Below are 26035 nucleotides of genomic sequence, written 5' to 3'. Positions count from 1 at the left end.
TATATCCAACATAATTGGTATGCGAATTGGGCGAAACCACCTAGTCGCGGGAGGCGACAGGGAATTAGGAATTAAAAATTAGAAATTAAGAATTAGGAATTAGGAATTAGGAATTGGTTAGTCTGAAGGCCCCGATAAGCCCATTTTTGAATAAGCGCCGGTTGCATCAGGCTTAGCGGCAAAGGTCGATCCTTCAAGGAATAGACGCTATAGTTGATGTGTAAGACCATTAGTCATTTTAATTCTTAATTGTTAATTCTTAATTCTTAATTGTGCCGCCGGTCCCGGCCGTGTTTGATATTTATGATATTAGGCAGTAAATTTGAAAACTCTTTTTGAGATACATATTCATTAACGCAATAAAACATTAAGTTATGGCATTTACACTTCCGAGCTTACCGTACGCACACGACGCACTGGAACCACATATTGATAAACTGACAATGGAAATTCACCACGGTAAGCACCATCAGGCATATGTAGACAACCTGAACAAAGCGATTGCCGGTACTGAAAATGAAAATAAATCCCTGGAAGAGCTGGTAGCAAGCGCTGGTAAAATCAGCCCTGCTGTAAGAAACAACGGTGGTGGTCACTGGAACCACAGCTTCTTCTGGAAAGTAATCGGCCCTAATGCAGGTGGTGAACCTACAGGCGCGCTGGCAGATGCTATTAAGAGCACTTTCGGTTCTTTTGAAGAATTCAAAGAGAAATTTGCTAACGCCGGTGCTACCCGTTTTGGTTCCGGTTGGGCATGGTTGATCGTAAAAGACGGTAAACTGGAAATCACTTCCACGCCAAACCAGGACAATCCACTGATGGATGTTGCTGAAGTAAAAGGTACGCCAGTATTGGGTATCGACGTTTGGGAACACGCTTACTACCTGAAATATCAGAACCGTCGTCCGGAATACCTGAAAGCTTTCTGGAGCGTGGTTAACTGGAGCGAAGTAGCTAAGAACTACGAAGCTGCTAAATAATTTTAGCGGCTTTCCCATAAAGATAAGGCCCGGTCGCTGACCGGGCCTTATTATTTACAATTGTTTGATCTTCACATTCCTGAACCATACTTCGCTTCCGTGATCCTGGAGGTCTATATGACCTTTTTTTGTTTCACCGTAAGCTTTGGCATCTTTCCATTTACCTTCTTTTCTGGCCTTCTTCCATTCAGGAGAACCGATCTGATAGTCAGCAGTCTTCTGACCGTTCAGCCAGTGTTCCACATGTCCTTTATTTACAACAATACGGGTATGATTCCACTCCCCAACTGGCTTAGCCGCAGCTACCAGCGGAGCGCCCATTGCGTAGTTAGCGCCGGTTTTCTGCCAGTCCTCCAGTTTTTCAGGGAAGTTCTCATCATCGATCAGCTGGTACTCAGGACCGCTCAGATAAGCTGATTCCTGGTCTTCTGAAGCCAGATAGATAATACCGCTGTTACCTTTTGGAGCAATCTTCCAGTCCGTACGGAACTCAAAGTTTTCATATGTGCTGTCGGACGTCAGATCCGCACGTTTATCACTCTTATCTTTTTCGCTTCCCAGGCAGTGCAGGGTACCATTATCGGCTACCCAGCTATTCGACTGTTTGCTTTTATAAATATGCCAGCCATCAAGGTTCTGACCGTTGAACAACAATGTCCATCCTTCTGATTTTTCTGTATCTGACAGCAGGTTGTCTGCTGCATCTGTTACAGGCGCCTGCGCTGCAGACGTATCGGCTGTGACGGTAGTACTGTCATTCGACGTGGAATTTGAACCACCGCCGCATGCTGCCAGGCTGATGGCCATTACTGATAATGCCGGAACAAATAATTTCATCATGATCTTTGGTTTATTTGTTTATCGATTTCAGGGCTTTAGGATCCCATTGAATAATACGGTTGTTAAAGTAGCTATCGTTACACAGTAATGCAGGTGCGGCTGCCCGATAGCCAAACAGGGCGTCTTCACTTACTTTACCACCTGTGCGCATCGCATTGAACAGATTGTAGAAGTGATCAAAATGAGCGCCTTTATAGCCTTCTTCCGCTACATATTCCAGCTTATCCGGCGGCAGCATTTCCTTACGGTCATAAACGTACTGTTTACCATGATCGACATCCTTTTTGCCCTGCAATAAAGGATCGTCTGTAGCTGCATATGTTTTGTTGCGATACAGGGTTACCTTATCCCATTCTACCGTCATAGAACCTTCGCTGCCTACCATCCGCAGATAGTTGGTACCACCGGTACCATCCACGAAGTTCACGCGCAGGGAAAGGTTAAATGCAGGATGTACTTCCGTTTCAGGATAGTCAAACATGCCGAGCATTACATCCGGTACTTCACGGCCATCTTTCCAGTAACGGAGACCACCGGTAGCCATTACTTTTTCTGGTCCGATAGAACCGGTTACAAAATGCAGACTGGAGAACAGGTGTACAAACAGATCGCCGGATACGCCGGTACCATAATCCCTGTAATTACGCCAACGGAAAAAGCGTAAGGGGTCGAAATCTCTTTTAGGCGCATTTTTCAGATAAGTGGTCCAGTCGACGGTTTTCGTAGAAGCGTCCGCCGGAATAGGGTACTGCCAGGCGCCGAAGGGAGACATACGTGCCCAGAATCCTTCCGCATAATTGAGTTTTCCGATAGCGCCGTCTTTCAGCAATTGTCTGGCTTTTTCATTCCCCAGAGAACTCATCCCCTGGCTTCCTACCTGGTATACCACTTTGCTGTTTTTCTGTTGTGCCTCTACTACGGCAGGGCCTTCAGAAATGTCATGTACCATGGGTTTTTCGCAATAGACAGATTTGCCTTTATTCATCGCAGCCACGGAGATGTCTTTGTGCCAGAAATCGGGTGTGGCGATAATAACCGCATCTACATCTTTACGCTCAAGGATCTCACGATAATCGCGGGTAGTAAAGATGTCGTTACCCCATTTCTTTTTTGCATCTGCAAGACGACCATCGTAGAGGTCACAGGCGGCTATCAGTTTAGCGCCGGGTACGGTAATAGCGGTATTGGTATCCGCAGTACCCATGCCACCGGCTCCGATCAGTGCGATCTGGATCTGGTCATTGGCACTATACTTTTCGTTTACACGCGACAGTGATTCGAGGTTACGTTTTCTGTCGGCTGCTGTGATGATGTTGGGCAATAAAGAGGCGCCCACTACTCCTTTCGCCACTTTGGTGATAAATCCCCTGCGAGAGTTGTTATTAGCATTTTCAGGCATGCAGTTCTTTATTTTGGTTTTTAATAACGTGTGTAGAGAAGAGAAGCATAAATTAAAATTAAAATGCCGGAAATCATAATTTTCCGGCGGCTGCCTGAAAAAGAAAAGTCCACAAACAGGTGCGAAAGCAGCCTGCTTATGGACTTTTATCCTTTTAAAAAGAAGTTGTTGTTATTTCAGTAACTGCTGATAACGTTCCGGTGAATGCAGTACGGCAATCGCCTCATTGACTTCATTATCACTGGAAAGTGATTTTTCAATACGACCACGCTGCATATAGTAACGGCTGGCGATCTCTTCTTCCAGTAACCGTTTGATTTCTGTTTTATTCTTCAGCAGGTCCTGTTTCTTATCATGTTTCATTTTGACCTGCAGCGCTTCAAACTCTTTTGCTACTGCCTCATAGTATTTCTCTTTTCTGGCGGTAGCCTGGAATGATTCCAGGGCTTCTTCACTACGGGTTTTGTAGCTGTAGTTTCTGCCATCGAGATATTTCAGGAAATCGGAGAAATCGTCTTCACTAAGTTCGAAGGTATTGGCAGCTGCAATTTTCGGATGACTGTAGTAATACTGGGTAGCGAAATCAAAGATGTATTGTTTACGCAACAGGGTGATAGCTACCTGGCTGAGCAGGGTTGGTTCTACTGCATCATCTGGTTCTATGCCACCGCCATCTCTTACTTTACGGCCAGCTACAGTATTAAAGGATTTACGCACAGAATCGGCTACATATTCCACCTCACCATCGCTGTTTCTGTGGGAATAGTCAATGGCCTGGATACAGCGACCGCTTGGTGTGTAGTATTTCGCGGTGGTCACTTTCAGTTTCGCATTATAAGGCAGCGGACGCGTGGTTTGCACTAATCCCTTACCAAAGGAACGCTGACCGATAATTACGCCCCTATCGAGGTCCTGAATAGCGCCTGCCACGATTTCTGAAGCGGAAGCCGAGGAGCGGTTGGTCAGTACGACCAGGGGGATATGTGCATCGAATGCGGATGTTTCGGTTTTATATTCCCTGTCCCAGCTCTTTACTTTTCCTTTGGTGCTAACAATCGTTTTATTCTTATCCACGAAGATATTGGCCACTACCACTGCTTCATCGAGTAAACCACCCGGGTTACCTCTGAGGTCCAGTATCAGCCCTTTCATGGAAGGATATTGCTTTTTAAGTTCTGCGAAAGCCCCTTGTACCAGTTCCCCGCTGTTTTCGGTGAACTGTGTCATCCTGATATACCCGATATCGCGGTTGGTGATACCGGAGAAGCTGACAGCTTTCACATTGATTTCTTCCCGATTAATCTTCCTGGTGTTCTGTGCACCGGTAACAGGATGTTTGGTGATCATATCCAGGGAAGAGCCCGGAGCACCTTTCAGCATACGGCTGATCTCCTCCTGGTCCAGTCCTTTGATATCCTTCCCATCAAGTGAGAGAATGATATCGCCAGGTTTCACACCGGCTTTATCCATCGGACCGCCTTCGTATACGTCGGTGATAACGGTGCGTTCGCTGTCGGTATTGACGGACACCCCTACTCCACCGTATTTACCGGTGGCCATAAACTTTAGTTCATCCAGGTTTTCTTCCGGTATGAAATCAGTGTAAGGGTCTGTCTCTTCCAGCATGGCGTCAATGCCTTTATGCATGAGTTTTTCGGGAGGCAATTCATCTACGTAGTAGGTATTGAGTTCGCGGTAAAAGGCGGCGAATATGTCAAGATTCTTGGCTATTTCGAAGTACTTATCCTTCTCATTATAAGCCATGATACTCATACCGCCGGCCACCAGCAGCACCAATACCAGCATCATTCTTCTATTTCTGCGAAAAAATGCACGCATAGGTTCTTTCAGTTAGTCTGTTACAGAGAAAAAGCTTCTGTTGTGAAAATTAGTCAATCTATTAAACATAAACTGTTAAAACATTGGGATCTATCCTAATAACTAGGTGCTTTCCAGCCTAAGGTACGGGATCGTGTCCATGCCCACCCCAGGGGTTGCAGGACAATATGCGTTTAATGGTCAGGTAACCGCCTTTGAACAGCCCATGTTTTTGCAGGGCTTCCACACCGTATTGGGAACAGGTGGGGGTATAGCGGCATTTATTAGCACCCAGCAGCGGGGAGATCCCCCATTGGTAGATCCTGATCAGCCATATAAACGGGTAACTCAAGTATTGGAAGACTTTCATTATTGCGCCACTTCTTTTTCCAGCTTCTTTAAAATTACCGAAATTTTATGGTGCAGGGTGGCATAGGGGGCTATTTTCTTATCTGTATAAATAAAGAAAACGAGCAGCTGACGGGACTGTTGCTGCAATGTGTTGTAGAATTCCTGCTTTTGCAGGCGCCAGCATTCGCGGGTAAGACGTTTTACCCGGTTACGGTCTACGGCATGAGGGAACCGCTTCGTAGAGGCGCTAAAGCCGACCTGTACGGGATATTTACTGAGAGGTTGATCTACCTGCATATACACTATGCGGTAGGGAAAAACAGAAAACGCTTTTCCTTCGCGAAAAAGCGTTTCAATGAGTTTTCTGCTTTTTAACCTTTCTTCCTTGTTAAAAGAATAAGTTTTTATGGCAAGTTCGATTTATCAACCTATAGCGATACATTCTGTTCTATCAGGAACCAGCCTTAAAGCCTGTGCACTTCTCAGTTACACAGTTAAACAGCGGTTCTTATTTCAGCTTCCGCTCGTCAGAAACTGTTAATTTCTTACGTCCTTTAGCTCTACGGGAAGCTAATACTTTACGGCCGTTAGCAGTTTCCATTCTCTTTCTAAAACCATGAACGCTCTTTCTGCGTCTGTTATGCGGTTGAAAAGTACGTTTCATTTTAATATTTTGTTTTTACCTGTACTATACTAAACACTATCCCGGATTGCGGAATCCTGTTTTTAAAACGGAAGGCAAAGGTAGGGAAAATTATCAAATAGTAAAGTGTTTTCTAAAAAAAACTGCCCCGGAGTTACTCCGGGGCAGCTATAAAAGTTAATAACTGCTTATAGCGAATTATTTGATACCCAGTTTTGTTTTAACAGCCGGAGCCAGGTCATCACCTGCAGGAGACACCAGCAGAACGCCTACAGAGCTGTCGATTACGTAACCGTAGCCTTTTTCTTTAGCTACATCTTCGATTGCTTTACGTGCTTTATCGTAGATTGGTTTCAGGATTTCACCACGTTTCTGCTCGATTTTCTGCTGAGCTGATTCCTGGTAGTCCTGTATATTTTTCTGAGCAGTCTGGATCTCTTTAGTTTTGATCTCCTTCATGTTATCAGTCATAGTAGCTGCAGATTTATCGAATTCAGCCAGTTTCTTCTGGTATTCATCGATCAGCCCTTTACCATCTTTATCCAGCTCCTCTGCAAACTGCTGCAGTGTTTTCTGTGCAGTCTGTGCCTCCGGCATAGCCTCGATCAGAGCTTGAGCGTTAATATGTCCAACCTTGGACTGAGCCATTGCATTTACGCTGAACAATCCTGAAACTGCCACGAAAGCAATAATTACATACTTCTTCATGATGTTGTCTGTGTTTAAAAAACTTTTAATACTAATACAAAGGTTATAAAATGGTTTATACGATTACTCGCCTGTAGCCGGTGCGTCTTTCTTAATACCCAGGGAACGCAGAATGTCGTCGCTCTTATCCAGTTTAGGATCAGAGAAGATGACAGTTACTCCTCCCGATTTATCCAGTATGAAGTCATACATCCTCTGCGCGGCCAGTTTCTGAACGGCGTTGTAAACTTTATCCTGAATAGGCTTTACCAGTTCCTCACGTTTCTTGAAAAGATCTCCTTCATATCCGAAGCGCTTCTTCTGCAGATCTTTTGCTTCTTTCTCCTTTGCTATTATTTCTTCCTCTCTTTTATGTTTCAGTTCTTCTGTCAGCATCACCTGTTCTGCCTGATAAGACTTGTACATCTTATCTACTTCCAGGAATTTAGCGTCTATTTCTTTCTGCCATTGTTCTGCGACAGCATCCAGTTTACCCTGTGCCTCTTTATAATCAGGCACGTTTTCCAGGATATACTTTGTGTCTATCACGCAGTAGCGCTGTGCAAAGGCCGTAAATGTGCAACAGAACAGAACGGCGGCTATGAGGGATATTTTTTTCATACTTGTCGTTTTCAAATTACCTGCCAAATTGATACCAGGGTTCGAAATTGCAATATATAATTTAAAATTTATTCTAACATCATTCCGCACTACCACTTTAGGTCCATTATACTGCACTTTTTTCTTCATGCGACTGACTGAATATCAACGCCTGCGCGTTTTTTATGCCAACGGGCGTATCGATTATTCCGGTTCGAAGCCCAGCATGAAGGTGAACTTAGCAGCATCTTTCAGACCATTGCCGGACTGCAGACGGTCGAAACCGATACCATAGTCAAATCCAAGCAGACCAAACATCGGCAGGTAGAAACGCATACCGAGACCTGCTGAACGACGTAATCTGAACGGATTGAAGTCTCTTACATCGCGGTAACCATTGGCTGCCTCCACGAACGCCAGACCAAAGATGGTAGAGCTTGGGTTCAGACTGAACGGATAACGTAACTCCATCACATATTTGTTGAACACGGTGAAACCTTCATAACCTGTTGGTTGTCCGGTTTCTGAGTTCATCCTAGGATCCGAGGTATAGTATACCGGATAACCTCTCTGGGAGATGATATCACGGTCATAGATCGCGAAGTTACTCAGACCATCGCCACCCAGCTCAAAACGACCAAATGGAGACAATGTTGTGCGGTTGTTGTAGCGGCCGATGTAACCGAATTTAGCGGCTACTTTCAGTACGAACACTTTGTTATCAGAACCTTTAGGTCTGCTCAATGGAACGTACCACTCCGCGTTGAAACGATATTTCTGGTATTCAATCAGGTTAAACTGATCCTGAATAGACTCCAGTTTGTAATCCCTGTTAGGATTAAATATGGAGTAAGGAGGCGTGAACTGTCCGGACAACAGGAAGTTAGAACCACTGCTCGGATAGATCTGCTGGTTCACAGATGAACGGGCGAGGGTCAGTTTAATGTTGACGTTATTGGAAGTACCGCTGGAGAAACCAGGAATATTGAAATAGTTATAGTTCTTCAGTTTATACTGCTGATAGTTCAGGGAGTAGATCAGCGTGAAGAAGTCATCAGGCCATTTCAGCTGTTTACCGAGGGATACGGAACCACCCAATACTTTGAAGTAAGCATTGTTAGACAGGGTGCTACCATATATATAAGCAGAATAAGCGTTCGGGTTCTGGTAGCTGCTGTAGAAGCTGACAGAGAACTGGTTACGCTTTTTACCACCTAACCATGGCTCGGTAAATGAGAAGTTATAGGAGCGATAGGCTTTACCGTTGGATGATACACGCACAGATAATTTCTGGCCGTCACCACTTGGTAATGGATCCCATGTTTCCTTTCTTAAAATGTTACGCAGGGAGAAGTTGTTGAAGGTCACACCCAAAGTACCGGTCAGACCGATGTAACCACCCCATCCTGCAGATAATTCCAGCTGGTCATTCGCTTTCTCTTCTACAGTGTAGTTGATATCCACGGTACCATCCTGGATGTTCGGGATAGGGTCCATACCGATCTTCTCAGGGTTGAAGAAACCGAGGTTCGCGATCTCGCGGTTGGAACGGATCAGGTCAGTACGGCTGAATTTCTCACCAGGCAGCGTACGCAACTCACGACGGATTACGTGTTCGTTGGTTTTTTCGTTACCGGCAATACGTACTTCTTTGATGGTTGCCTGCGGACCTTCAGAGATACGGATCTCATAGTCGATGGTATCGCCATGGATCGCCACCTCTACAGGGTCAGCACGGAAGAACAGGTAACCGAAGTCCATGTACATACCACCGATGTCGCCACCTTCAGAAGACAATAAGCGTTTCTGCAGCAGTTCCTGGTTGTAGGTATCTCCTTTTCTGATACCGAGTACACGGGTCAGCAGGGAGTCGTTATAACGGCTGTTACCTTTCCAGGTAATGTTACCGAAGTAATATTTCTTACCCTCGCTGATCTGCATGGCTACGTTTACACCACCATTGTGCGCACGATAAGTAGTATCTCTCACCAGAACGGCGTCACGGTAACCCTGTGTGTTATAATAAGCGATTACTTTCTCTTTGTCTTCTGCGTATTTGTTCTCATTGAACTTGGCAGAAGAGAATAATTTGAAACGGAAATACGGATCCAGTTGTTCCATAGTGCGGGAAGGATACAGGAAACCGAAGGTTTTCCAGTAGTTTTCCTGCAGTTCGGTTGAATCTTCATATACCGACTCGATATCCGGATATAAAGTGAAGCGGGTACGCTCTTTGGTACCTTTCATTTTCTTCTTCACTCTTGTATCGTCAATATTGTCGTTACCCACGATCTGGATATCGTTCACTTTTGCTTTACCACCTTTTACTACGGTAATTACCAGGTCGGAAGCATTTACCTGGGAGGTATCTGTTCTTTCGGTAATGTTAACAGTAGCATTGCGGAAGCCTTTATCGCCATAGTGTTTAGAGATCACGCCGATTGCATTCTGTTTCATGCTCTCGGTTACAACGGATCCTTTACGCAGGCCGGCTTTTTTTATCAGTTCTTCTGTTTCAGACTTTTTAACACCTCTGAAAACGAAGTTATTCAGACGAGGGCGTTCCTGGAGTTCTATTTCCAGCCAAATCTTCCCGTCTTCTATTTTGGTAACATAAATAGCAACGTTGGCAAACAAACGCTGGCCCCAGAGACTCTGGATGGCCTTTGCGAACTGGTCACCGCCGGGATAAACCACTTTATCACCGACATTGAGGCCTGACAGGGAAATCAGCAGAGATTTATCCAGGTATTGCGTCCCTACAATGGTAATGTCAGCAATTTCGTAAGGCTGTGCCTGTAACGGACCTGATAAATTCAATCCCGCCGCTTGCTGGTCAGGTGTTGGAACCGGCGTAACACTAGTGTCCCTGATCTGGGCGGACACACGAATGCCGGCACTGCAACATAATACTATGGCCAGTAGGCTCTTAGGAAATAATTTCTTCATTCTGCTGTATTTGTTCGCTTGTTTTGCCAAAGCGCCTTTCTCTGTTCTGAAAATTGAGGATGGCTTCGTAAAGGTGTTCTTTGCGGAAATCCGGCCAACGCGTGTCGGTAAAATATAACTCCGCATAGGCCAACTGGTATAGTAGAAAGTTACTGATCCTGCATTCTCCGCTCGTTCTGATCATCAGTTCGGGGTCTGGCAGTGTAGCAGTACAAAGATATTTCTGCCACATCTCAGGGGTTACTGCCTCCGGTGCGAGCTTACCATCTTTTACATCCTGGGCGATATTTTTCGCGGCATTCACGATCTCCCAACGGGCACTGTAACTGAGGGCCATTACCAGGTTAAGCCCGGTATTCTGGCTGGTGATGGACATAGCCTCCTCCATTTCATTTTTACAGTTACCCGGCAGCATGTTCATGTCCCCAATCACATGCAGCCTGATATTATTTTTCATGAGAGTAGCTACCTCATTGCGGATGGTATTTACGAGTAATTCCATGATACCGTTTACCTCGTAAACGGGGCGGTCCCAGTTTTCTGTCGAAAAAGCATACAAGGTAAGGTACCCGATACCTAATTCAGCACAGGCCTCGGTAATATTGCGAACACTTTCGACGCCCTCATGGTGTCCGAAAAGTCTGTCCTGGCCACGCTCTTTAGCCCAACGGCCATTTCCATCCATAATGATGGCAATATGTCGTGGTAACCGTTGCAAGTCTAATTTATCCTTCAAACTCATGAGTATCTCCGGCGGATTATAATATCGATACAGATTTTTAGTAAAGTTTGCAAAGATACAAAAATAGAATTATGCCTTTCCCGGCAAAGGGGGGGAGGGGGTTTTAACGTAGTTTTAACAGCGAAATCCTTTACTGACCGCTGTTTTGCGCCAAAAACTGATAATGAAAATTTAACAAAATAGGCCAATTGGCATTATTGAACTGCCAATAGCCTGACCATGACTGCGAAATCAGAATTTACATCTGTAAGAGGTGAATAAAATGCTGATTGTGAGCTCCGCAGTAACAAACTGGTCCTTGTCCCGGCTGTTGCCACGCTGACGTCCGGCTACCCCGATACGGTCTCCTGTAGCGTAGGAACGGTCCTGTAAAAGATAGGCAGTAGTGTTATGTCCCTGAGCATCAGGAGGAAATACGGCCGGACCAGCATAAGTGGTACTTACATCATCCAGATAGTCGGTGTTGGTAAACCGGTATAAGACCTCCAAACCAAGGTTCACCTTGCGGGAGACGTTATACTTGAAACCTCCTCCCAGCAAAAATGCCAGGGACGTCAGACTGTAAGGCTTCCGATCCGGATACATGGCGCTACCCTGCCCCTCGGTACGCAAGGGTTGCAGACGGTATTTCACCCCGTTCAGGTAAGCATAAGGATTATAATAGAAGAGAGATGCCCCGCCGGTGAAATAAGGCGAAAAGCGGTAATATTGAGAACCCGGCTCAAACCGGAAAAAGTTAAAGTCACCCTGTACCCCCAGCTCAAATACGTCTGTATTGAAACTCAGATTACGTCTGTGCTGAAAATCATTCTTGTTGTAAATATCGGAATAGCCCAGCTGCATAAAACGACCATGTACACGCAGACCAATATAGTCGTTCATGTACTTCCGGTAATAAATGCCTATAGACGGCTTGGCAGCATTCAGCGCACCTTTGGTATTGAGATCCCCAAAATAATGAGCTGCGCCCACTGAAAGGCCCAATTCTCCGGTATATGACAGCTCATTCTGAGCGAAAGCGGGCGTCAGGAACAGGGATATTACTGCTACGAGGCCGGACTTTAAGAAACACTTGAAGAAAAAGTAAGGTTTACCCATAGATCGGTACTGCTTAACGCGACGATAATTCCTTAAACGCGATTATCCCTGCTTTTGGTATTAAATAAATCAAACAAATGTAATGAAAAATACTAATGTGCTTATTTGCAATTCTCTGTACAGATATAATTATTTTAATCTATTTCTCGTGTCTATTCCCCACAACAACTTATTCCGCAATGTATGCAGAAAATTGCTATCATCCAGTCTTAAAAGGCTGATCTTGAAATCTTCCTTTTTGATAGCCAACTGGACCGTATTATCAATTATTTCCATCCTTGAGTCCAGGGTACATAAAAACTGATCGCTACGTCCCTCCACTTCAAATGATATCACATTATTATCCGGAACGATGACTGGTCTCACATTCAGGTTATGCGGCGCCACCGGGGTAATCACAAAACTACCCGCATCCGGAAATACGACCGGTCCGCCACAACTCAGGGAATACCCGGTTGAACCCGTAGGTGTCGCCACAATCAATCCATCTGACCAATAGGTGTTCAGAAACTCACCATTCAGGTAAGTATGGATTTTGATCATCGCGGAAGTATCTTTCTTGTGGATTGTGAAGTCATTCAGCGCGTACGGCACCTCGCCAAACAGCCCGATATTGGAGTCCAGGTGCAGCAGTGAGCGTCGGTCTACCACATAGGTACGTTGCTTCAATGCCTGCACAGCTGCATTAATGGCATCCTTGCCGATACTGGCCAGAAAACCCAGCCGACCAAAGTTGATACCTAATACCGGTACGTTCGTATCCCTTACATAGCAAACAGTGTCCAGGAGCGTCCCGTCTCCTCCCAGGCTAACCAGAATGTCAGCCTTCCCATGCAGATCGCCCGCGCAACAGAATGTGTCAGGTGTTTTACTGAAGCGGATATACGGCGCCAATGACTCGCAGAAAGGTTGGTAAATAACAGTCTCCATTTCCTCCCGCGCCAGCTCATCCAGTAATAACTGGATAATGGGCAGGTCTTCTTTTACAAATCCCCGGCTGTAAATAGCAATATGCATAATCTGATCTTAGTTGGACCATGGGCAAAGCAAAGAATACTTAGCCATGATTGGGCGTAAAAATAGCCTTTTTTAACCTGCCAACTTAAACAAAGATAAAAATGCCCTTGCTACACAGTCTGACCTCTCATTTCAACGGAACAAATAACTAATCCTTAACGGGGTACTGAACTAAGTGACGTTAACGCAGGTGAATATACGTCTGTATCATTCCTGTAATACATTATACAGCGGTTATCAGTTCCACCTATTCTAGTCCCATCGTTGAGTGTAGCGGTTTTATCAACTGTTACACATCTTCACGCCAAACGATCGCGGGTAGCAAATAGTTGCATTTATGGCAGGTAGACGATTACAAACATTCAACAGCAGACATTGGCAGGTAGCTGAGTCAGGCTAAACAAGCAGGGCTTTCAGCAATATCAAACTATATAAAAAGCGAAACGCATATCGGAAGATCCGCTATGCGTTTCGCTTTTACTGAGCATGGTTGCACAATTACATGCTGATATAATTCATCAGCAGATCGTAGTTTTTCTTCAGCAGGTCTTCTTCCTGCTCTTCAGTAATGGTATACTTAATAATGTAATTAAATCTTTCAAAAGTAGCCACCAGTCCATGTAATTCCTGACGATTGGTCTTCAGCAATACTTCCAGGCGACCGGAAGGAAAGGTGATGGTATTCACGCTGAGCAGTGTCACGTCGTTGGACTCTGCAATACGTGCTATTTCACTCAGACTGTAATCACGCGGATCAACATCCAGTGCCAGGATGCCGCCATGTTCCTTCACACCATTATATTGTGCGAGGGCAGTCAGTAAACTATCTTTGGTGAGTACGCCGATATATTCCTTTTCATGGCTGATAACAGGCAGTACGGCTAGTTTCATTTCATGAAAAAGACGTACGGCTTCGAAGAAGTGCGCATTTTCAGCAACAACCGGTTTAGGGCCGTTGTATTCCATGTTTTCCAAAGCAATTTCCGGATCTTCCAGATCCAGTATATCATCTTCTTCTACCAGTGCCAGGTATTTGTTCTCCAACACGAGTGGCAGCTGCGTCAGATGATATTCATTCATCAGTCGCAGGGCTCTCGAACCTGGATCCAGGGGATGCAGAATTGGGACGACGGTTGATATGAGATCTCTTGCCAGCATTGTGTTTGAGCTATTATGATACAATAATAAGAAAAGAATCGCGAACGCCGTCCTTACGGGAAAGATTTGTGATAAACGGACATGCTCTCACTTATATACGAAACGCTGGGTCAGAATGGTTTGTTACATGGGAGACAGGGAAAATTAAGAGTTAAGAATTAAGAATTGGTAAGCCGCACCTGAAAAAAGACTACTTATAAAGCATCAGGCTCATTTTTAATTCTTAATTGATAATTCTTAATTACAAAACAAGAGGCTGTCCGCCACATGGAGAACAGCCTCTTTAAGAATGTTATTCGCAAGAAGGTTTATAGTTCGTTGTTTACTGGTTTTTCAACTTCTCCAGAAACGGATGCAGGATCTTGTTGAATTCGTCCGGACGCTCCATCATCGGGGCGTGGCCGCATTTATCAATGAAGTGCAGTTCTGAGTTAGGAATGAGTTTTTTGAACTCCTCGCCCACCATCGGAGGTGTTACGGTATCGTTCAGTCCCCATACCAGCAGTGTAGGTATTTTGATATCACGCAGTTCTTCGCCCAGGTTATGACGGATTGCGGATTTTGCCAGGGTAATGATCTTGATCACCTTCAGACGGTTGGTAGTAATGTCGAATACTTCATCCACCAGCTCTTTGGTAGCCATTGCCGGATCATAGAATGTCAGTTCCGTTTTCTTACGGATATATTCGTAGTCGCCACGTTTAGGATAAGTTTCACCCATACCATTTTCAAACAGTCCGGAGCTACCGGTCAGTGTCAATGATTTTGTATGCGCTTCCGGATGTTTCAGGAGGTATACCAGTCCTACGTGACCGCCCAGGGAGTTACCAAGCAGGTGTACATTGGTGTACCCCATGGTTTCTATGAACTTGTGTACATACTTCGCGAGTCCTGATACGGAAGTGTCCAGAATATTCAGATCAAACAGAGGCAAAATCGGTACTACTACTTTATTGTAGTGCCGGAAGTAATCAATCAGACCGCCAAAGTTGCTCATTGCTCCGAATAAACCGTGCAATAACACCAAAGGCTCCCCCTCCCCTTCTTCAATGAATTTAAACTTTCCCTGTGTTTTTATTTCGTAAACCATTGCCAAAGCTTGAAAGTCAATTTTGCGCTAAAATAATTCTTTTTATTAATTCAAATAATCTTTGAAGCGAGCTAAGTAGCTTGTATTTCCTTCGCCGCGTTGTCAAAAAATGACTGAAGATTTTCGAACATATCCCTGAAGATGGGAACAATTTTGCCCCATACATTCATCACAACCGGACCAAGAGGCTCAATGTAGGGGTATACTACAGATTGCATCTTTAATTCCGGGCTTAACCAATACATCTGATTGGCAATCCACAATAGGATGCTATAAACAGTGATAAAGATAGCACTATATAATATAATTCCACCTAATTTGTTTAACCATCCCATCATTGCAGCCTCTACCATGGCCTGAATAAGTGTGGCGCCAAACCTCACCAGAAATACGACGCCAACAAAAAGCGCGATGAAACACAGTATGGGTAGCCAGCGGGTGTGAATATTCCAGTGTTCCTGGGCATAGAGGGCCGTTACAGTGGTTAATTTCAACGCGGCTGCCAATCCCAGGGTCACCGCAATAAAGGAGAAAACGGCTACGATCAGCCCACGGCTGTACCCCTTATAGATGGCTAATACCATCAGGATAGCAAAAACTATGTCAATGCCCATGATTTCAATAGGATAAAGAAGGGAAAGAACAGGACCGGCTTTGCTTATCCGTTTACGATCTGCCTGTACCGGTCCTGCTGCTGCAATTATTTGGCTAACAACTCTTTCACCATTGTGGAAATAGCTTTACCATCCGCCTTACCGGCCAGTTGTTTAGAAGCTACACCCATCACCTTACCCATATCGGCAGGTGAACTGGCGCCTGTTGTTGCGATGATCTCAGTAATAACGGCTTTCAGTTCCGCCTCATCCATCTGCTTAGGCAGATATCTTTCGATCACTACCAGCTCCTCTTCTTCTTTTACTGCCAGGTCTTCACGGTTCTGCTGACGGAAGATCTCCAGGGAGTCTTTCCTTTGCTTCGCCAGTTTCTGCAAGAGTTTAGTCTCGTCAGCCTCTGTCAGTTCTCCTCCACCACCTTCTGCTGTTTTCGCCAACAATACGGCAGCTTTGATAGCGCGCAGCGCACGCAGTTCAGCTTCGCTTTTTGCCAGCATCGCTGCTTTGATAGCAGCATTGATATTTAATTCTAATGACATATGTGGTTGTTTTAAGGTTATGGCTTATTGTTGTTCCAGCTTCTGCTTTTCTTCAAACTTCTTAAAGAAGTCTTTTGCAAAAGCACGGAGGTCATCCGCCTGATCCTTGTATGGAGTCGCACGCTGATAGGTATCGGCCATGGTCATCATGGTCTGATAAAAGAAATCTGCCATTTCATCCACCATCATTTGTTTAGTCCATAAATCTATACGCAGCGCGGTTTTATCACCACCATCCCAGAAAGCAACCATCATTGCTTTGGCCTCCTGGAAACGGTCCGCTTCAGAGCTGTCTGTAGCTCTCCATTCTATCTTCTCAGGTACCCGGTCATTATCCAGTCCCACCTGAATCTGTATGGTAGATGTCTTTCCCATGATATTTGTTCCCAATTTTTAAGAACCGCAAATTTAGGTATTAATTGCCTAATCTGTTATCAGCACGTCCAAGACCGTAGCCCAGTCCGCTTTTTTAATATTTCCCAGTAAACGGCTGCGTAATTGTTCGTCCTTATAAAGCAGGCACATCTTATCTGCCAGATCTTCCAGACTTTCCGGATCAGCAAACAATACAGCGTCTCCGCCTGCTTCTCTGGCAGCAGCGCCATCTAATGCAATCACCGGTACCTCACTCTGCATGGCCGCATATACCGGCATGGCCACCCCCTCAAAACGGGGCGGATAAACCAGGGCATAAGCGCCTGCTACCAGTTTTGCCAGTTCCGCCTGATCAACCTCAGGCAGCAGTATCACATCATTCCTGTATTTGTAGGAAGTCAGTGATTCTATAATCTCTCTTCCAGCACTTGTATGATCCCCTATTAACAATAATTTCATATTGGAATGCAGGCGACGCTTCAATGCTGAAAAGGCTTTTAACAGCGGTAAAAGGTTATTTCTCGGATGTACCCTGCCTACTACGGCAAAGTATTCCACGCGACCGGCATACGTTTCTTTTACTTCCTCCCGGGCTTCCCATTCCAGCGGATGATAACTTGCATCTACCGCAGGTTTCAGCACTTTTAGCTTCGCAGCGGCTTCAGGCGCATACTGTAATACGTCCTTTTCCAGCGTAGTAGACAGTACGATCACTTTTTTAGCCTGCCTGATATATTTAATCAGGTTTTTCTGCAAAAACCGCTGTGCTGCCGACGGTATACCTACCGCGCCATGTAAAAAGCCCATATCACTGATCAACAGCTGAGCCGGTACTTGGCTCCTTAACGGGAATTGTCCATCCAACCCCAGGAACAGATCCAGTTGCTGTTTTTTCATGGCACTGACCAGCTTCCATTCCAACCACAGATAACGACGCCATGCCTGTGTACCACTGAGTGGTATCACTACAGTCGTCACATTGCCCGGCCATTGTATGACGCCTGATGGGGCCTGATCAAAGAAGAGGATGAACTGGTGTTCCGGATGATGGTTACATAGTCCCAACAATAAATCCCTGACTATATTACCTGTGTCAGCTGGCGTATCCCGCAGTACACAGGAAGCATTCACTCCTATACGCATAAATTTGGCTGCTTATTCTGCAGGTGCAAAACTAGAAAGAAATAAAGACTACGAAGGGATAATTAGCGGCTGGAGCAGTTAAAATAGTATTAAAAAGTTGGGATTTACCACTTTTGCTTCCATAACGCTTATTCGTCGCTGATTCGTCATTAATTCGTCGCTTGTTCGTCCAAGCACCAAAATAAAAGCCGGATCCTTATTGGTAGCGGATCCGGCTCTTATATAGTATTTTCAATCTGATGCTATATTAACATTATTCTTCCGACTTATTGGTAATCCAGAAGGTCTTGACAACGACATTCTTATCGTTTCCTTCAGATGTAATCGTGATAGTCACCTTCACCGTACGGATCGGCTCCAGTCCTATCAAAGTCACATTGATCACACTGTCTTTAGAAGGCGCTACCGGATTCTGCGGGAATACAATTCCACCCGGATCAGTAATAACGTCTACTTTGACATTGACACCTTTTTCAGGCATTTTAGAAGAAACTTTTACCTGGAAGGTATAACTACTGCCGGGAGCAGCCGTATACTGGCCTTCTGCTACATTTTCCAGCGATACTTTCAGACCTTCTTCTTCGGGTTTAGGTTCAGCGGCTCCTTTTTTACCACAGGATGTAAATGTCAGCCCGAGGAAAGCCAGTACAATAAAGAGATATGATTTCAAAGGCATAGTAAAAAATTATGGATATAGTAAAATTAACTGTTTTTATAATGCGATCCAAGTGTTCACTGGCGTACATCCATCGCATCCCGCAAGCCGTTTCCTAACAGATTAAATGCCAATACCATCACCATAATTGCCAATCCCGGAATTAATGCAAGCATAGGGTTATGGGTGATAATAAAGTTGTAATTCTCCTTGATCATCAGTCCCCAGGAAGGCTGCGGGGGTTGTACCCCGACGCCCAGAAAACTCAGTCCGGCTTCTATCACAATAGCAGTGGCAAAATTACCTGCCGCCACTACCATCACCGGTCCCAGAATATTAGGTAGTATATGCCGCACAATGGTACGTGTGTGTCCATAACCCAGCGCTTTTGTCGCTTCTATAAAAGGCAGCTCCCGTAGCGCCAGCACCTGCCCCCGGATGATCCTGGCCACATTCACCCACATAGTCAGTCCGACCGCAATAAACACCTGCCAGAAACCCTTACCCAGCGCCAGCGTAATGGCAAATACCAACAGTAAAGTAGGCACTGACCATATCACATTCACGCCCCACATCACCACATCATCTGTTACACCGCGGAAATAACCGGCTATCGCCCCCAGAAAAATGCCAATGGTCAATGAAATGATCACCGCAATACAACCTACACTCAGACTTACCCTTGTTCCGACCAGCAAACGGCTCAGGATATCCCGGCCGAATTTATCAGTCCCCAGTCTGTACGTACGTTCCTGTATATGTCTTGCCCTGACGGCCTCCTGCCATTCTTGTAAACGGTCTCCTGCAGGTATTTCCTTTGCAAATAATACCCGGCTCAGGCTATATTTCTCCCGGGCCGTCTCTTCTTCATCCAGATACCGGTCCACCACCACTGTATCTCCCTGAAAATGCCACTCCGTTATCGGGACGTAACTAAGCGTATCCTGCTGCCCGTTCATCAGACGGGAAAAGAAACTTACCGTACTCAACTCCCTGTCCTGTTTCAATGCCAGCAGGCGCAGGTGAAAACCAGGCTTTTGTCCGCCGGCTTCCAGCATCATCCTGTTAGCATAAGGCGTTCCGTCCGGCGCAATGATATAAGCAAGTACACTCACGATAATAGCCAGTATGATCAACAACATACCTGCTACAGCACCTTTATTGCGCCGCAGGCGTTTCCAGGCCTGACGGCCAAAAGAAGTGTTGCTGTTACTAAGAGACATATTGCTATTTAACTTTTCTGCCTTTCCACTGATAAGATCCAAACTTACCTAACCAACCCGCTACTACAATGTAAGGAATATGAAATAACTGTCCGGGTATAAACCGCGATAACAATGAAGTCTTATCAAAGAAACGCGCTACCGGTATCAGGAAATAGAATTCCACCAGCACCTTATAGACCAACAGCCCCAGCATCCACAAGCGTAATGCCGGCATGAATAAGGCAGCGATGCCCGCCAGCAGGATACCCACATTCCAGAAATAGACCAGCGCCAATACCCATATCAGTCGTTTATCATCATATTTATCTGCTTTGGAAGACCAGCGTATCCGCTGGTTCATAAATGCTTTGAAAGTATCCACCGGCAGTGTACGCACGATCGCATCTTCTGTTTTCATATACAACACGCCCTCAGGATATGCACGATAGATCTTAAACATCAGCAGCATGTCATCGCCTGAAGCGATATTATCAATCCCCTTGAATCCACCTACCTCATAAAACACCTTCCGCTCATATGCCAGGTTAGCGCCATTACACATGGTGCCTGATTTTAACGCTGCCAGCGCACCTGTTATGCCCTGCATCGTCATAAAATCCAGTGACTGTAAGGCTTTGAAGAAATTATCCTCTTTGTGAAAACTCACAGGAGCTGCAATAAATTTAGGCTGATACGTTTCATAAAACTGTACCATCCGCATGATCCATTCCGGTCCCATTTCACAGTCGGCATCCGTTGTCATAATGATATCGCCGGTAGCACGATCTACAGCCATTTCGATAGCTTTTTTCTTATAGGAATTGAGTCGCTGCTCTGCACTCAGGTGCTGACTCAATTGTAACAAACGCACATTCGTCGCCGGAAAATTGCGTACCGCTTCCGCGGTTCCATCTGTAGAAAAATCATCGATCACAATCACCTCAAACAGCTCCGCCGGATAAGTCTGTGCTTTTAATGCCTGTAAAAGGGGCGGCAGATTATCTTCCTCATCTCTGGCGGGAATGATCACCGTTACTTTTGTGCGGCCGCTGATCGGGTTAACGGGCTTAAATGACTGCAGCCTTTTCCAGCCCTCTCCATAACGAAACATCAGATAACCGTAAATAATACCTAACAGAGACAAGATCGATAGAATAATGTACATAAACTGCTTCATTAGGCTGCGGCTGGTGTAGTCCGCAGCGGATGGTATGTTGTTGTTGATTGATTAAAAACTATATGCCCGGATCACTTCCGCGGCATCTTCACTGATCAGCTGGTGTCCTCTTTCCAGCACCTGCATCTCACAGGGGAATGTGCCATCCATAAACCGTACACCCAATATGGGAGGAATAACGCGGTCATACTTCCCGAAAAGCAACAATGTGCTGATACGGTATTTTTTCAGTTGCTGTTTACACAATTCCCGGTCCGGCATCATCTGTCCCATACATGTCCACACAAAATACACCCTCTCCCGCTTTTCCAGCGTATTCATACTGTTGAACGTGAATTTATGCAGTCCCCGACTGATAAAACGTAAGGAACGCCAGGTGCGCAGCAAACCGAAAAATAACTGTGGATGATAGGTACAGTGCTTAAACAGCTTGTTGCCCATATTGGTTTGTGTGGCAAACATATGCCAGCGGTTATCTTTAAGCCCGTCGGGCGCCAGCAGGTAAAGCCGGTCAATCCTTTCAGCCAGTAATTGCACAACGCAGAGGGCTACCCGTCCTCCCATACTATACCCCATCAGGGAAAAGGTCTTAAAGCGGTAATGTTGCAGAATGAGTAATATTACTGCTTTCAGATCATCCATAGAAAATGGCCGCTCTTCCAGCCACTCCGTTTTTCCATGCAGTGGAAGGTCCAGTGACACAATCGTAAAATACCCTCCCAGGGTATAATGTAAACGGCTGAAACTCTCCGCATTCTCTCCAAAACCATGCAAACATATCAGCAATTCCTCTCCTGTTCCATCACGAATGGTATGAAAACGGCTTTTCAGATATGGCAGGAAAAAGGACGACATGTTACAAATGTATCAACTTTTGCCGTTTGCACTAAAACAAGTAAATTACAATAGGACCAAAAAAAATTCAGGATGGACGCTACAGTTGATAACAAACACGCCCTGAAAGGCGTGGAATTCCTCGTTAAAGAAACCCCTGCCAACGAAGTCTTTACCCCGGAAGATTTCTCTGAAGAACAACGTATGATCAGAGAAATGGCAGAGCAGTTTGTAACCAAAGAAGTTTCTCCCGTACTGGACCGTATTGATAAACTGGAAGAAGGACTCATGCCTTCCCTGCTGGATAAAGCGGGTGAACTGGGCCTGCTGGGCGCAGCATTTCCGGAAGAATACGGCGGACTCGGAAAAGACTTCGTCACTGCTACCCTGATCAATGAAGCTCTTGGCGCCGGCCATTCCTTCTCAGTAGCAATGGCAGCACATACGGGTATCGGTTCTCTCCCTATCCTGTACTTCGGTACAGAAGCCCAAAAACAGAAATACATTCCTTTCCTCGGCAGCGGACAAATGAAAGGCGCTTATGCACTGACCGAACCCAATTCCGGTTCAGATGCCCTCAGCGCCAAGACAACTGCGAAACTGTCTGCAGATGGAAAATTCTATATACTGAACGGCCAGAAATGCTGGATCACCAATTCCGGCTTCGCAGATGTATTCACCGTCTTTGCAAAGATCGACGGCGAACAGTTCACCGCATTCATCGTAGATAAAGATACTCCCGGCTTCACCCTGGGTGCTGAAGAACATAAAATGGGTATCAAAGGATCTTCCACCAGGCAGATCTATTTCCAGGATGCCCAGGTACCCGTGGAAAACGTACTCGGAGAAATCGGTAAAGGTCACCTGATCGCCTTCAATATCCTGAACATCGGCCGTCTGAAACTCTGCGCTGCCGCTGTCGGCGCTGCTAAAAACGTTACCAGCATCACCGTACAGTATGCCAATACCCGCGAGCAGTTCAAACAGCCCATCGCCAATTTCGGCGCTATCAAACATAAACTGGGTGAAATGGTGATCCGGAACTGGGTATGCGAGTCAGCCCTCTATCGTACCGCACAGCTCATTGACGATAAAGAAAAAGAACTCCTCGCTGCCGGCAAACCATTCGCAGAAGCCCTGCTGGGTGCTGCCGAAGAATATGCCGTAGAATGCGCTATCCTGAAAGTAGCCGGTTCTGAAGCACTGGACTTCTCCGTGGATGAAGGTGTGCAGATCCACGGTGGTAACGGTTTCAGCGATGAATACGTTATTTCCAAAGCATACCGCGATAGCCGTATCAACCGCATATTCGAAGGTACCAACGAGATCAACCGTCTCCTGGCCCTGGATATGACCCTGAAACGTGCTTTAAAAGGTCGGCTCGATCTCATGAACCCCGCCATGAATGTCATGAAAGAACTCATGAGCATTCCTGATTTCGGTAACGAAGACGAAACACCTTTTGCCGCGGAAAAGAAGGTGGTCGCCAACTTCAAAAAAGCCATCTTACTCGTAGCTGGTGGCGCTGTACAGAAACTCATGCAGAACCTCCAGAATGAGCAGGAAATACTCATGAACATTGCTGATATGGCGATCGAAACCTTCGCGGCTGAAAGCGCCCTCTTACGTCTCCTGAAACGCATAGAACTGGAAGGCGAAACAGTCAACGCATTACAGGCCGACATCGTTCGCACCTACATCAATGACGCGGCTGACCGTATCAACAAATATGGAAAAGATGCGATCAATTCATTCGGTAGCGGCGACGAACAACGGATGATGCTACTCGGTATCAAACGCTTTACTAAAACGGCTCCTTTCAATACAAGGGATGCACGCAGACGTATAGCCGATAAATTAATCGCAGAAAATAAATACGCCTGGTAAGCTGACCATCGCAATTTTTCAATACTTTCGAATGCCATCCGTAAGAGCGGATGGCATTTTTTTTGATTACTTTGTCGCGGGACTATGAGGAGATTCGCATTACTACTACTGTTACAAACAGCATACACAGGTCTGCAATTACATGCACAGGCGTTCCTGAAAATGGCGCAGCCACTCAGGACAGAAATTAATACCGGCAGCTCAAAGCAATACTGGTCAGGACGCACCTGCGTAGGCTGTAAGGTACTGCTCAACAACGACAGCATTCACGTATACCCCAATGGCGTCTTCGCGATCAAACGTGAAGCAAAACCAGGGAGAAATACCTACGTGCTCTCCTCCACCGACAGCACCGGCAAATTCGTTTCCCGCACCTACAACATCTATTTCACGACACTTCCGCCAGCAAGGGTAACGCCCTCCTTCCGGATCGATAACGTTACCATCTCTCCTAAGACCAATACCACGCTTTCCGCAGGGGATACCTTACGGGTACGCATGAAAGGCTATCCAGACGGTCAGGCCAGCTGGTTCAACGGCGCTCCCATCGCGGAACTGCCGGCTGCACAATCAGGTGGTATCCCTGGCTATTATGCCGGCTACCATGTCATGACGGAAGCTGACTCCATGCTGGACGGAAAGATCAACGTATCACTGAAATACAAAGGACAGACAGCCGTATTACCTGGTAGTTTCCGTTATACCTATCTGCGTAATACCGAACTATATGCACGCACCATCGATGATCAGTGCTACCTGACCATCACGCCCGACGGCGACCGCCTCGGACCTGAAAAAATGGGCTACCTGGACAGAAATGTCCTGTTACATATCTCCGGCAGAGAAGGCAGCCATTACCGCGTAAAACTGAGTAAGTATCAGTATGCATATATTCCTGAAGGACTCGTAGATACGATGACATTGACAGAACCTGTACCGCAGAGTATTGTCAATGAAGCAAGGGTATGGAGTGATAAACAGTTTGACTATATCTCCATCGGACTGGCAGATAAACTCCCCTACCTTTCCACACAGGAGGTCAACCCGGGGAAAGTAATCGTAGATATACACGGCGTCGTATCAGAACCAGGCTTCCTCCCTTCTTCTGAAGGTACCGGAGAGATCAGCCGGATAGACTGGAAGCAGATAAATCCGGAGGTATTCCGGATCAACATTTCCCTGGCCCATAAACAGCCCTGGGGATATAAGATCTTTTATGCCGACAGCAATCGCCTGACCATCCGCATCAAACATCAGCCAGCTGACCTGCAGTTAAAAAATCTGACTATCGGCCTCGACGCAGGTCACGGTGGAGGCAATGTCGGTACTGCCGGTGCAATGGGTATTGCTGAAAAACAACTGGCACTGAACCTTACCCTGCTGGTAAAAGCCGCCCTGGAAAAAGAAGGCGCTAAAGTCATTACTACACGCATGAGCGATGTATTTGTAGACAACCAGGCGAGATTATACAATTACCGTCAACTCGCGCCGGATCTGCTGCTGAGCATTCATATGAACTCCTCTGTCAATCCGGTAGATGTAAAAGGAACAGCGAATTACTATAAATACCCCTTCTGTGAACCATTGAACCGGTACTTACATAACCGGCTGCTGGAAACGGGCTTGGCTGACTTTAAGAATAATGCTAACTTCAATTTCATTCTAAACATGCCTACAGAAATGCCCTCGGCATTGATAGAGACCCTGTTCCTGAGCTATCCGGAAGATGAAATCCGCATCCTGGATGAAAACTTCCGCTTGGTGTTAACAGAAAAGATCGTACAGGGACTGAAGGATTTTCTGCAGGATGCAGGTAAATAATCCATAAAATTGCACGCCTATGTTCTCAATCAGCAGCTTATTGATCTCCCCCTTTTTGACAGGTATTGTTTTCGTGCTGGCCGCATTGATCAGCAAACAGTTTCCGCCGAAAAAGATCAATCCCGTTTACGGATACCGTACCCGGAAATCAATGGAAAATGAAGAAAACTGGCAACTGGCTAATCAGTATTCCAATAGCGTCATGCTGAAAGCAGGCCTGGGCCTTATGCTGCTTGGGTTAATCCTCTCTTTCTTCGCGTTCAATCAGGCCATAATGGGCGTATTGACAGCCGTATCAGCACTAGCAGGTGGTATAGTCATCTTCCTCTTTACAGAAAAACAGTTAAAATAACGATATGTATACAAAAGCAGGAAGGCGTCCACTATGTAGCGGACGCCTTCCTGCTTTCGTA

26 protein-coding genes are annotated in these 26035 nt (G+C 45.8%); 4 read left to right on the top strand and 22 right to left on the bottom strand.

Features of this window, described 5'->3' with window-relative positions:
• The first annotated feature begins 374 nt into the window (after positions 1–374).
• On the top strand, positions 375–980 hold the full coding sequence (locus tag CPIN_RS05240) for a superoxide dismutase (protein WP_012788735.1): 606 nt from the start codon (positions 375–377) through the stop codon (positions 978–980).
• Between the two features lie 54 nt (positions 981–1034).
• Here CPIN_RS05240 and CPIN_RS05235 read toward each other — a convergent pair whose 3' ends face one another.
• The 22 genes from CPIN_RS05235 to CPIN_RS36345 form a co-directional block, all read right to left on the bottom strand.
• Positions 1035–1820 carry a 3-keto-disaccharide hydrolase gene (locus tag CPIN_RS05235; protein ID WP_245552086.1) on the bottom strand — a complete coding sequence of 262 codons (786 nt, stop codon included), beginning with the start codon at positions 1818–1820 and terminating at the stop codon, positions 1035–1037.
• A 10-nt stretch (positions 1821–1830) separates the two neighbouring features.
• Positions 1831–3219 carry a Gfo/Idh/MocA family protein gene (locus CPIN_RS05230; protein WP_012788733.1) on the bottom strand — a complete coding sequence of 463 codons (1389 nt, stop codon included), beginning with the start codon at positions 3217–3219 and terminating at the stop codon, positions 1831–1833.
• Positions 3220–3390: 171 nt separating this feature from the next.
• On the bottom strand, positions 3391–5058 hold the full coding sequence (locus CPIN_RS05225) for a S41 family peptidase (RefSeq protein WP_012788732.1): 1668 nt from the start codon (positions 5056–5058) through the stop codon (positions 3391–3393).
• A gap of 118 nt (positions 5059–5176) precedes the next feature.
• Positions 5177–5407 carry a membrane protein insertion efficiency factor YidD gene (yidD, locus tag CPIN_RS05220; protein WP_012788731.1) on the bottom strand — a complete coding sequence of 77 codons (231 nt, stop codon included), beginning with the start codon at positions 5405–5407 and terminating at the stop codon, positions 5177–5179.
• On the bottom strand, positions 5407–5796 hold the full coding sequence (locus tag CPIN_RS05215) for a ribonuclease P protein component (RefSeq protein WP_044217915.1): 390 nt from the start codon (positions 5794–5796) through the stop codon (positions 5407–5409). Before CPIN_RS05215 ends, yidD begins: the two co-directional genes overlap by 1 nt.
• Positions 5797–5896: 100 nt before the next feature.
• Positions 5897–6052: a 50S ribosomal protein L34 gene (gene rpmH, locus CPIN_RS37535; protein ID WP_012788729.1), complete on the bottom strand. Its 156-nt coding sequence runs from the start codon at positions 6050–6052 to the stop codon at positions 5897–5899.
• Between the two features lie 177 nt (positions 6053–6229).
• Positions 6230–6739: an OmpH/Skp family outer membrane protein gene (locus CPIN_RS05210; RefSeq protein ID WP_012788728.1), complete on the bottom strand. Its 510-nt coding sequence runs from the start codon at positions 6737–6739 to the stop codon at positions 6230–6232.
• A gap of 63 nt (positions 6740–6802) precedes the next feature.
• Complete coding sequence (locus CPIN_RS05205) at positions 6803–7339, bottom strand: OmpH/Skp family outer membrane protein (RefSeq protein WP_012788727.1); 537 nt, start codon at positions 7337–7339, stop codon at positions 6803–6805.
• Positions 7340–7522: 183 nt separating this feature from the next.
• Positions 7523–10267 carry a BamA/OMP85 family outer membrane protein gene (locus tag CPIN_RS05200; RefSeq protein WP_012788726.1) on the bottom strand — a complete coding sequence of 915 codons (2745 nt, stop codon included), beginning with the start codon at positions 10265–10267 and terminating at the stop codon, positions 7523–7525.
• The gene (locus CPIN_RS05195) at positions 10248–11009 is read right to left on the bottom strand and encodes an undecaprenyl pyrophosphate synthase (protein WP_012788725.1); all 762 of its coding nucleotides are present in this window, start codon (positions 11007–11009) and stop codon (positions 10248–10250) included. Before CPIN_RS05195 ends, CPIN_RS05200 begins: the two co-directional genes overlap by 20 nt.
• Before the next feature lie 231 nt (positions 11010–11240).
• On the bottom strand, positions 11241–12107 hold the full coding sequence (porG, locus tag CPIN_RS05190) for a type IX secretion system protein PorG (RefSeq protein WP_012788724.1): 867 nt from the start codon (positions 12105–12107) through the stop codon (positions 11241–11243).
• Positions 12108–12236: 129 nt separating this feature from the next.
• A complete protein-coding gene (locus tag CPIN_RS05185; RefSeq protein ID WP_012788723.1) occupies positions 12237–13124 on the bottom strand; it encodes an NAD kinase in 888 nt (295 codons plus the stop codon).
• Positions 13125–13622: 498 nt separating this feature from the next.
• Entirely contained in the window at positions 13623–14282 is a 660-nt protein-coding gene (locus CPIN_RS05180) for a CBS domain-containing protein (RefSeq protein WP_012788722.1), read from the bottom strand.
• 322 nt (positions 14283–14604) lie between these two features.
• A complete protein-coding gene (locus tag CPIN_RS05175) occupies positions 14605–15372 on the bottom strand; it encodes an alpha/beta fold hydrolase (protein ID WP_012788721.1) in 768 nt (255 codons plus the stop codon).
• Positions 15373–15443: 71 nt separating this feature from the next.
• Positions 15444–15986, bottom strand: coding sequence for a CvpA family protein (locus CPIN_RS05170; RefSeq protein ID WP_012788720.1), 543 nt, complete (start codon positions 15984–15986; stop codon positions 15444–15446).
• 86 nt (positions 15987–16072) lie between these two features.
• Complete coding sequence (locus CPIN_RS05165; protein ID WP_012788719.1) at positions 16073–16525, bottom strand: GatB/YqeY domain-containing protein; 453 nt, start codon at positions 16523–16525, stop codon at positions 16073–16075.
• A 24-nt stretch (positions 16526–16549) separates the two neighbouring features.
• On the bottom strand, positions 16550–16900 hold the full coding sequence (gene gldC, locus CPIN_RS05160; protein ID WP_012788718.1) for a gliding motility protein GldC: 351 nt from the start codon (positions 16898–16900) through the stop codon (positions 16550–16552).
• 48 nt (positions 16901–16948) lie between these two features.
• Positions 16949–18043 carry a glycosyltransferase family 4 protein gene (locus tag CPIN_RS05155; protein WP_012788717.1) on the bottom strand — a complete coding sequence of 365 codons (1095 nt, stop codon included), beginning with the start codon at positions 18041–18043 and terminating at the stop codon, positions 16949–16951.
• 253 nt (positions 18044–18296) lie between these two features.
• Entirely contained in the window at positions 18297–18719 is a 423-nt protein-coding gene (locus tag CPIN_RS05150; RefSeq protein ID WP_012788716.1) for a hypothetical protein, read from the bottom strand.
• A gap of 56 nt (positions 18720–18775) precedes the next feature.
• On the bottom strand, positions 18776–19921 hold the full coding sequence (locus CPIN_RS05145) for an ABC transporter permease (protein ID WP_012788715.1): 1146 nt from the start codon (positions 19919–19921) through the stop codon (positions 18776–18778).
• 4 nt (positions 19922–19925) lie between these two features.
• Entirely contained in the window at positions 19926–21068 is a 1143-nt protein-coding gene (locus tag CPIN_RS05140) for a glycosyltransferase (RefSeq protein ID WP_012788714.1), read from the bottom strand.
• A gap of 63 nt (positions 21069–21131) precedes the next feature.
• Complete coding sequence (locus tag CPIN_RS36345) at positions 21132–21935, bottom strand: alpha/beta fold hydrolase (RefSeq protein WP_012788713.1); 804 nt, start codon at positions 21933–21935, stop codon at positions 21132–21134.
• Positions 21936–22007: 72 nt separating this feature from the next.
• On the opposite strand from CPIN_RS36345, the gene CPIN_RS05130 reads away from it, so the two are divergent.
• From CPIN_RS05130 to CPIN_RS05120, 3 genes are all read left to right on the top strand, one after another.
• Complete coding sequence (locus CPIN_RS05130) at positions 22008–23801, top strand: acyl-CoA dehydrogenase FadE (protein ID WP_012788712.1); 1794 nt, start codon at positions 22008–22010, stop codon at positions 23799–23801.
• Between the two features lie 84 nt (positions 23802–23885).
• On the top strand, positions 23886–25622 hold the full coding sequence (locus CPIN_RS05125) for an N-acetylmuramoyl-L-alanine amidase family protein (RefSeq protein ID WP_012788711.1): 1737 nt from the start codon (positions 23886–23888) through the stop codon (positions 25620–25622).
• A gap of 19 nt (positions 25623–25641) precedes the next feature.
• Positions 25642–25974: an SdpI family protein gene (locus CPIN_RS05120; RefSeq protein WP_012788710.1), complete on the top strand. Its 333-nt coding sequence runs from the start codon at positions 25642–25644 to the stop codon at positions 25972–25974.
• The last annotated feature ends 61 nt before the right edge of the window (positions 25975–26035 follow it).

This window comes from Chitinophaga pinensis DSM 2588 (assembly GCF_000024005.1).
GTDB classification, from domain to species: domain Bacteria; phylum Bacteroidota; class Bacteroidia; order Chitinophagales; family Chitinophagaceae; genus Chitinophaga; species Chitinophaga pinensis.
This window is presented reverse-complemented; position numbering and strand designations above follow the sequence as displayed.

Coding starts and splice junctions, on each gene's coding strand:
- CPIN_RS05240 (WP_012788735.1), top strand. CDS start 375: ATGGCATTTACACTTCCGAGCTTACCGTACGCACACGACGCACTGGAA.
- CPIN_RS05235 (WP_245552086.1), bottom strand. CDS start 1,820: ATGATGAAATTATTTGTTCCGGCATTATCAGTAATGGCCATCAGCCTG.
- CPIN_RS05230 (WP_012788733.1), bottom strand. CDS start 3,219: ATGCCTGAAAATGCTAATAACAACTCTCGCAGGGGATTTATCACCAAA.
- CPIN_RS05225 (WP_012788732.1), bottom strand. CDS start 5,058: ATGCGTGCATTTTTTCGCAGAAATAGAAGAATGATGCTGGTATTGGTG.
- yidD (WP_012788731.1), bottom strand. CDS start 5,407: ATGAAAGTCTTCCAATACTTGAGTTACCCGTTTATATGGCTGATCAGG.
- rpmH (WP_012788729.1), bottom strand. CDS start 6,052: ATGAAACGTACTTTTCAACCGCATAACAGACGCAGAAAGAGCGTTCAT.
- CPIN_RS05210 (WP_012788728.1), bottom strand. CDS start 6,739: ATGAAGAAGTATGTAATTATTGCTTTCGTGGCAGTTTCAGGATTGTTC.
- CPIN_RS05205 (WP_012788727.1), bottom strand. CDS start 7,339: ATGAAAAAAATATCCCTCATAGCCGCCGTTCTGTTCTGTTGCACATTT.
- CPIN_RS05200 (WP_012788726.1), bottom strand. CDS start 10,267: ATGAAGAAATTATTTCCTAAGAGCCTACTGGCCATAGTATTATGTTGC.
- CPIN_RS05195 (WP_012788725.1), bottom strand. CDS start 11,009: ATGAGTTTGAAGGATAAATTAGACTTGCAACGGTTACCACGACATATT.
- porG (WP_012788724.1), bottom strand. CDS start 12,107: ATGGGTAAACCTTACTTTTTCTTCAAGTGTTTCTTAAAGTCCGGCCTC.
- CPIN_RS05185 (WP_012788723.1), bottom strand. CDS start 13,124: ATGCATATTGCTATTTACAGCCGGGGATTTGTAAAAGAAGACCTGCCC.
- CPIN_RS05180 (WP_012788722.1), bottom strand. CDS start 14,282: ATGCTGGCAAGAGATCTCATATCAACCGTCGTCCCAATTCTGCATCCC.
- CPIN_RS05175 (WP_012788721.1), bottom strand. CDS start 15,372: ATGGTTTACGAAATAAAAACACAGGGAAAGTTTAAATTCATTGAAGAA.
- CPIN_RS05170 (WP_012788720.1), bottom strand. CDS start 15,986: ATGGGCATTGACATAGTTTTTGCTATCCTGATGGTATTAGCCATCTAT.
- CPIN_RS05165 (WP_012788719.1), bottom strand. CDS start 16,525: ATGTCATTAGAATTAAATATCAATGCTGCTATCAAAGCAGCGATGCTG.
- gldC (WP_012788718.1), bottom strand. CDS start 16,900: ATGGGAAAGACATCTACCATACAGATTCAGGTGGGACTGGATAATGAC.
- CPIN_RS05155 (WP_012788717.1), bottom strand. CDS start 18,043: ATGCGTATAGGAGTGAATGCTTCCTGTGTACTGCGGGATACGCCAGCT.
- CPIN_RS05150 (WP_012788716.1), bottom strand. CDS start 18,719: ATGCCTTTGAAATCATATCTCTTTATTGTACTGGCTTTCCTCGGGCTG.
- CPIN_RS05145 (WP_012788715.1), bottom strand. CDS start 19,921: ATGTCTCTTAGTAACAGCAACACTTCTTTTGGCCGTCAGGCCTGGAAA.
- CPIN_RS05140 (WP_012788714.1), bottom strand. CDS start 21,068: ATGTACATTATTCTATCGATCTTGTCTCTGTTAGGTATTATTTACGGT.
- CPIN_RS36345 (WP_012788713.1), bottom strand. CDS start 21,935: ATGTCGTCCTTTTTCCTGCCATATCTGAAAAGCCGTTTTCATACCATT.
- CPIN_RS05130 (WP_012788712.1), top strand. CDS start 22,008: ATGGACGCTACAGTTGATAACAAACACGCCCTGAAAGGCGTGGAATTC.
- CPIN_RS05125 (WP_012788711.1), top strand. CDS start 23,886: ATGAGGAGATTCGCATTACTACTACTGTTACAAACAGCATACACAGGT.
- CPIN_RS05120 (WP_012788710.1), top strand. CDS start 25,642: ATGTTCTCAATCAGCAGCTTATTGATCTCCCCCTTTTTGACAGGTATT.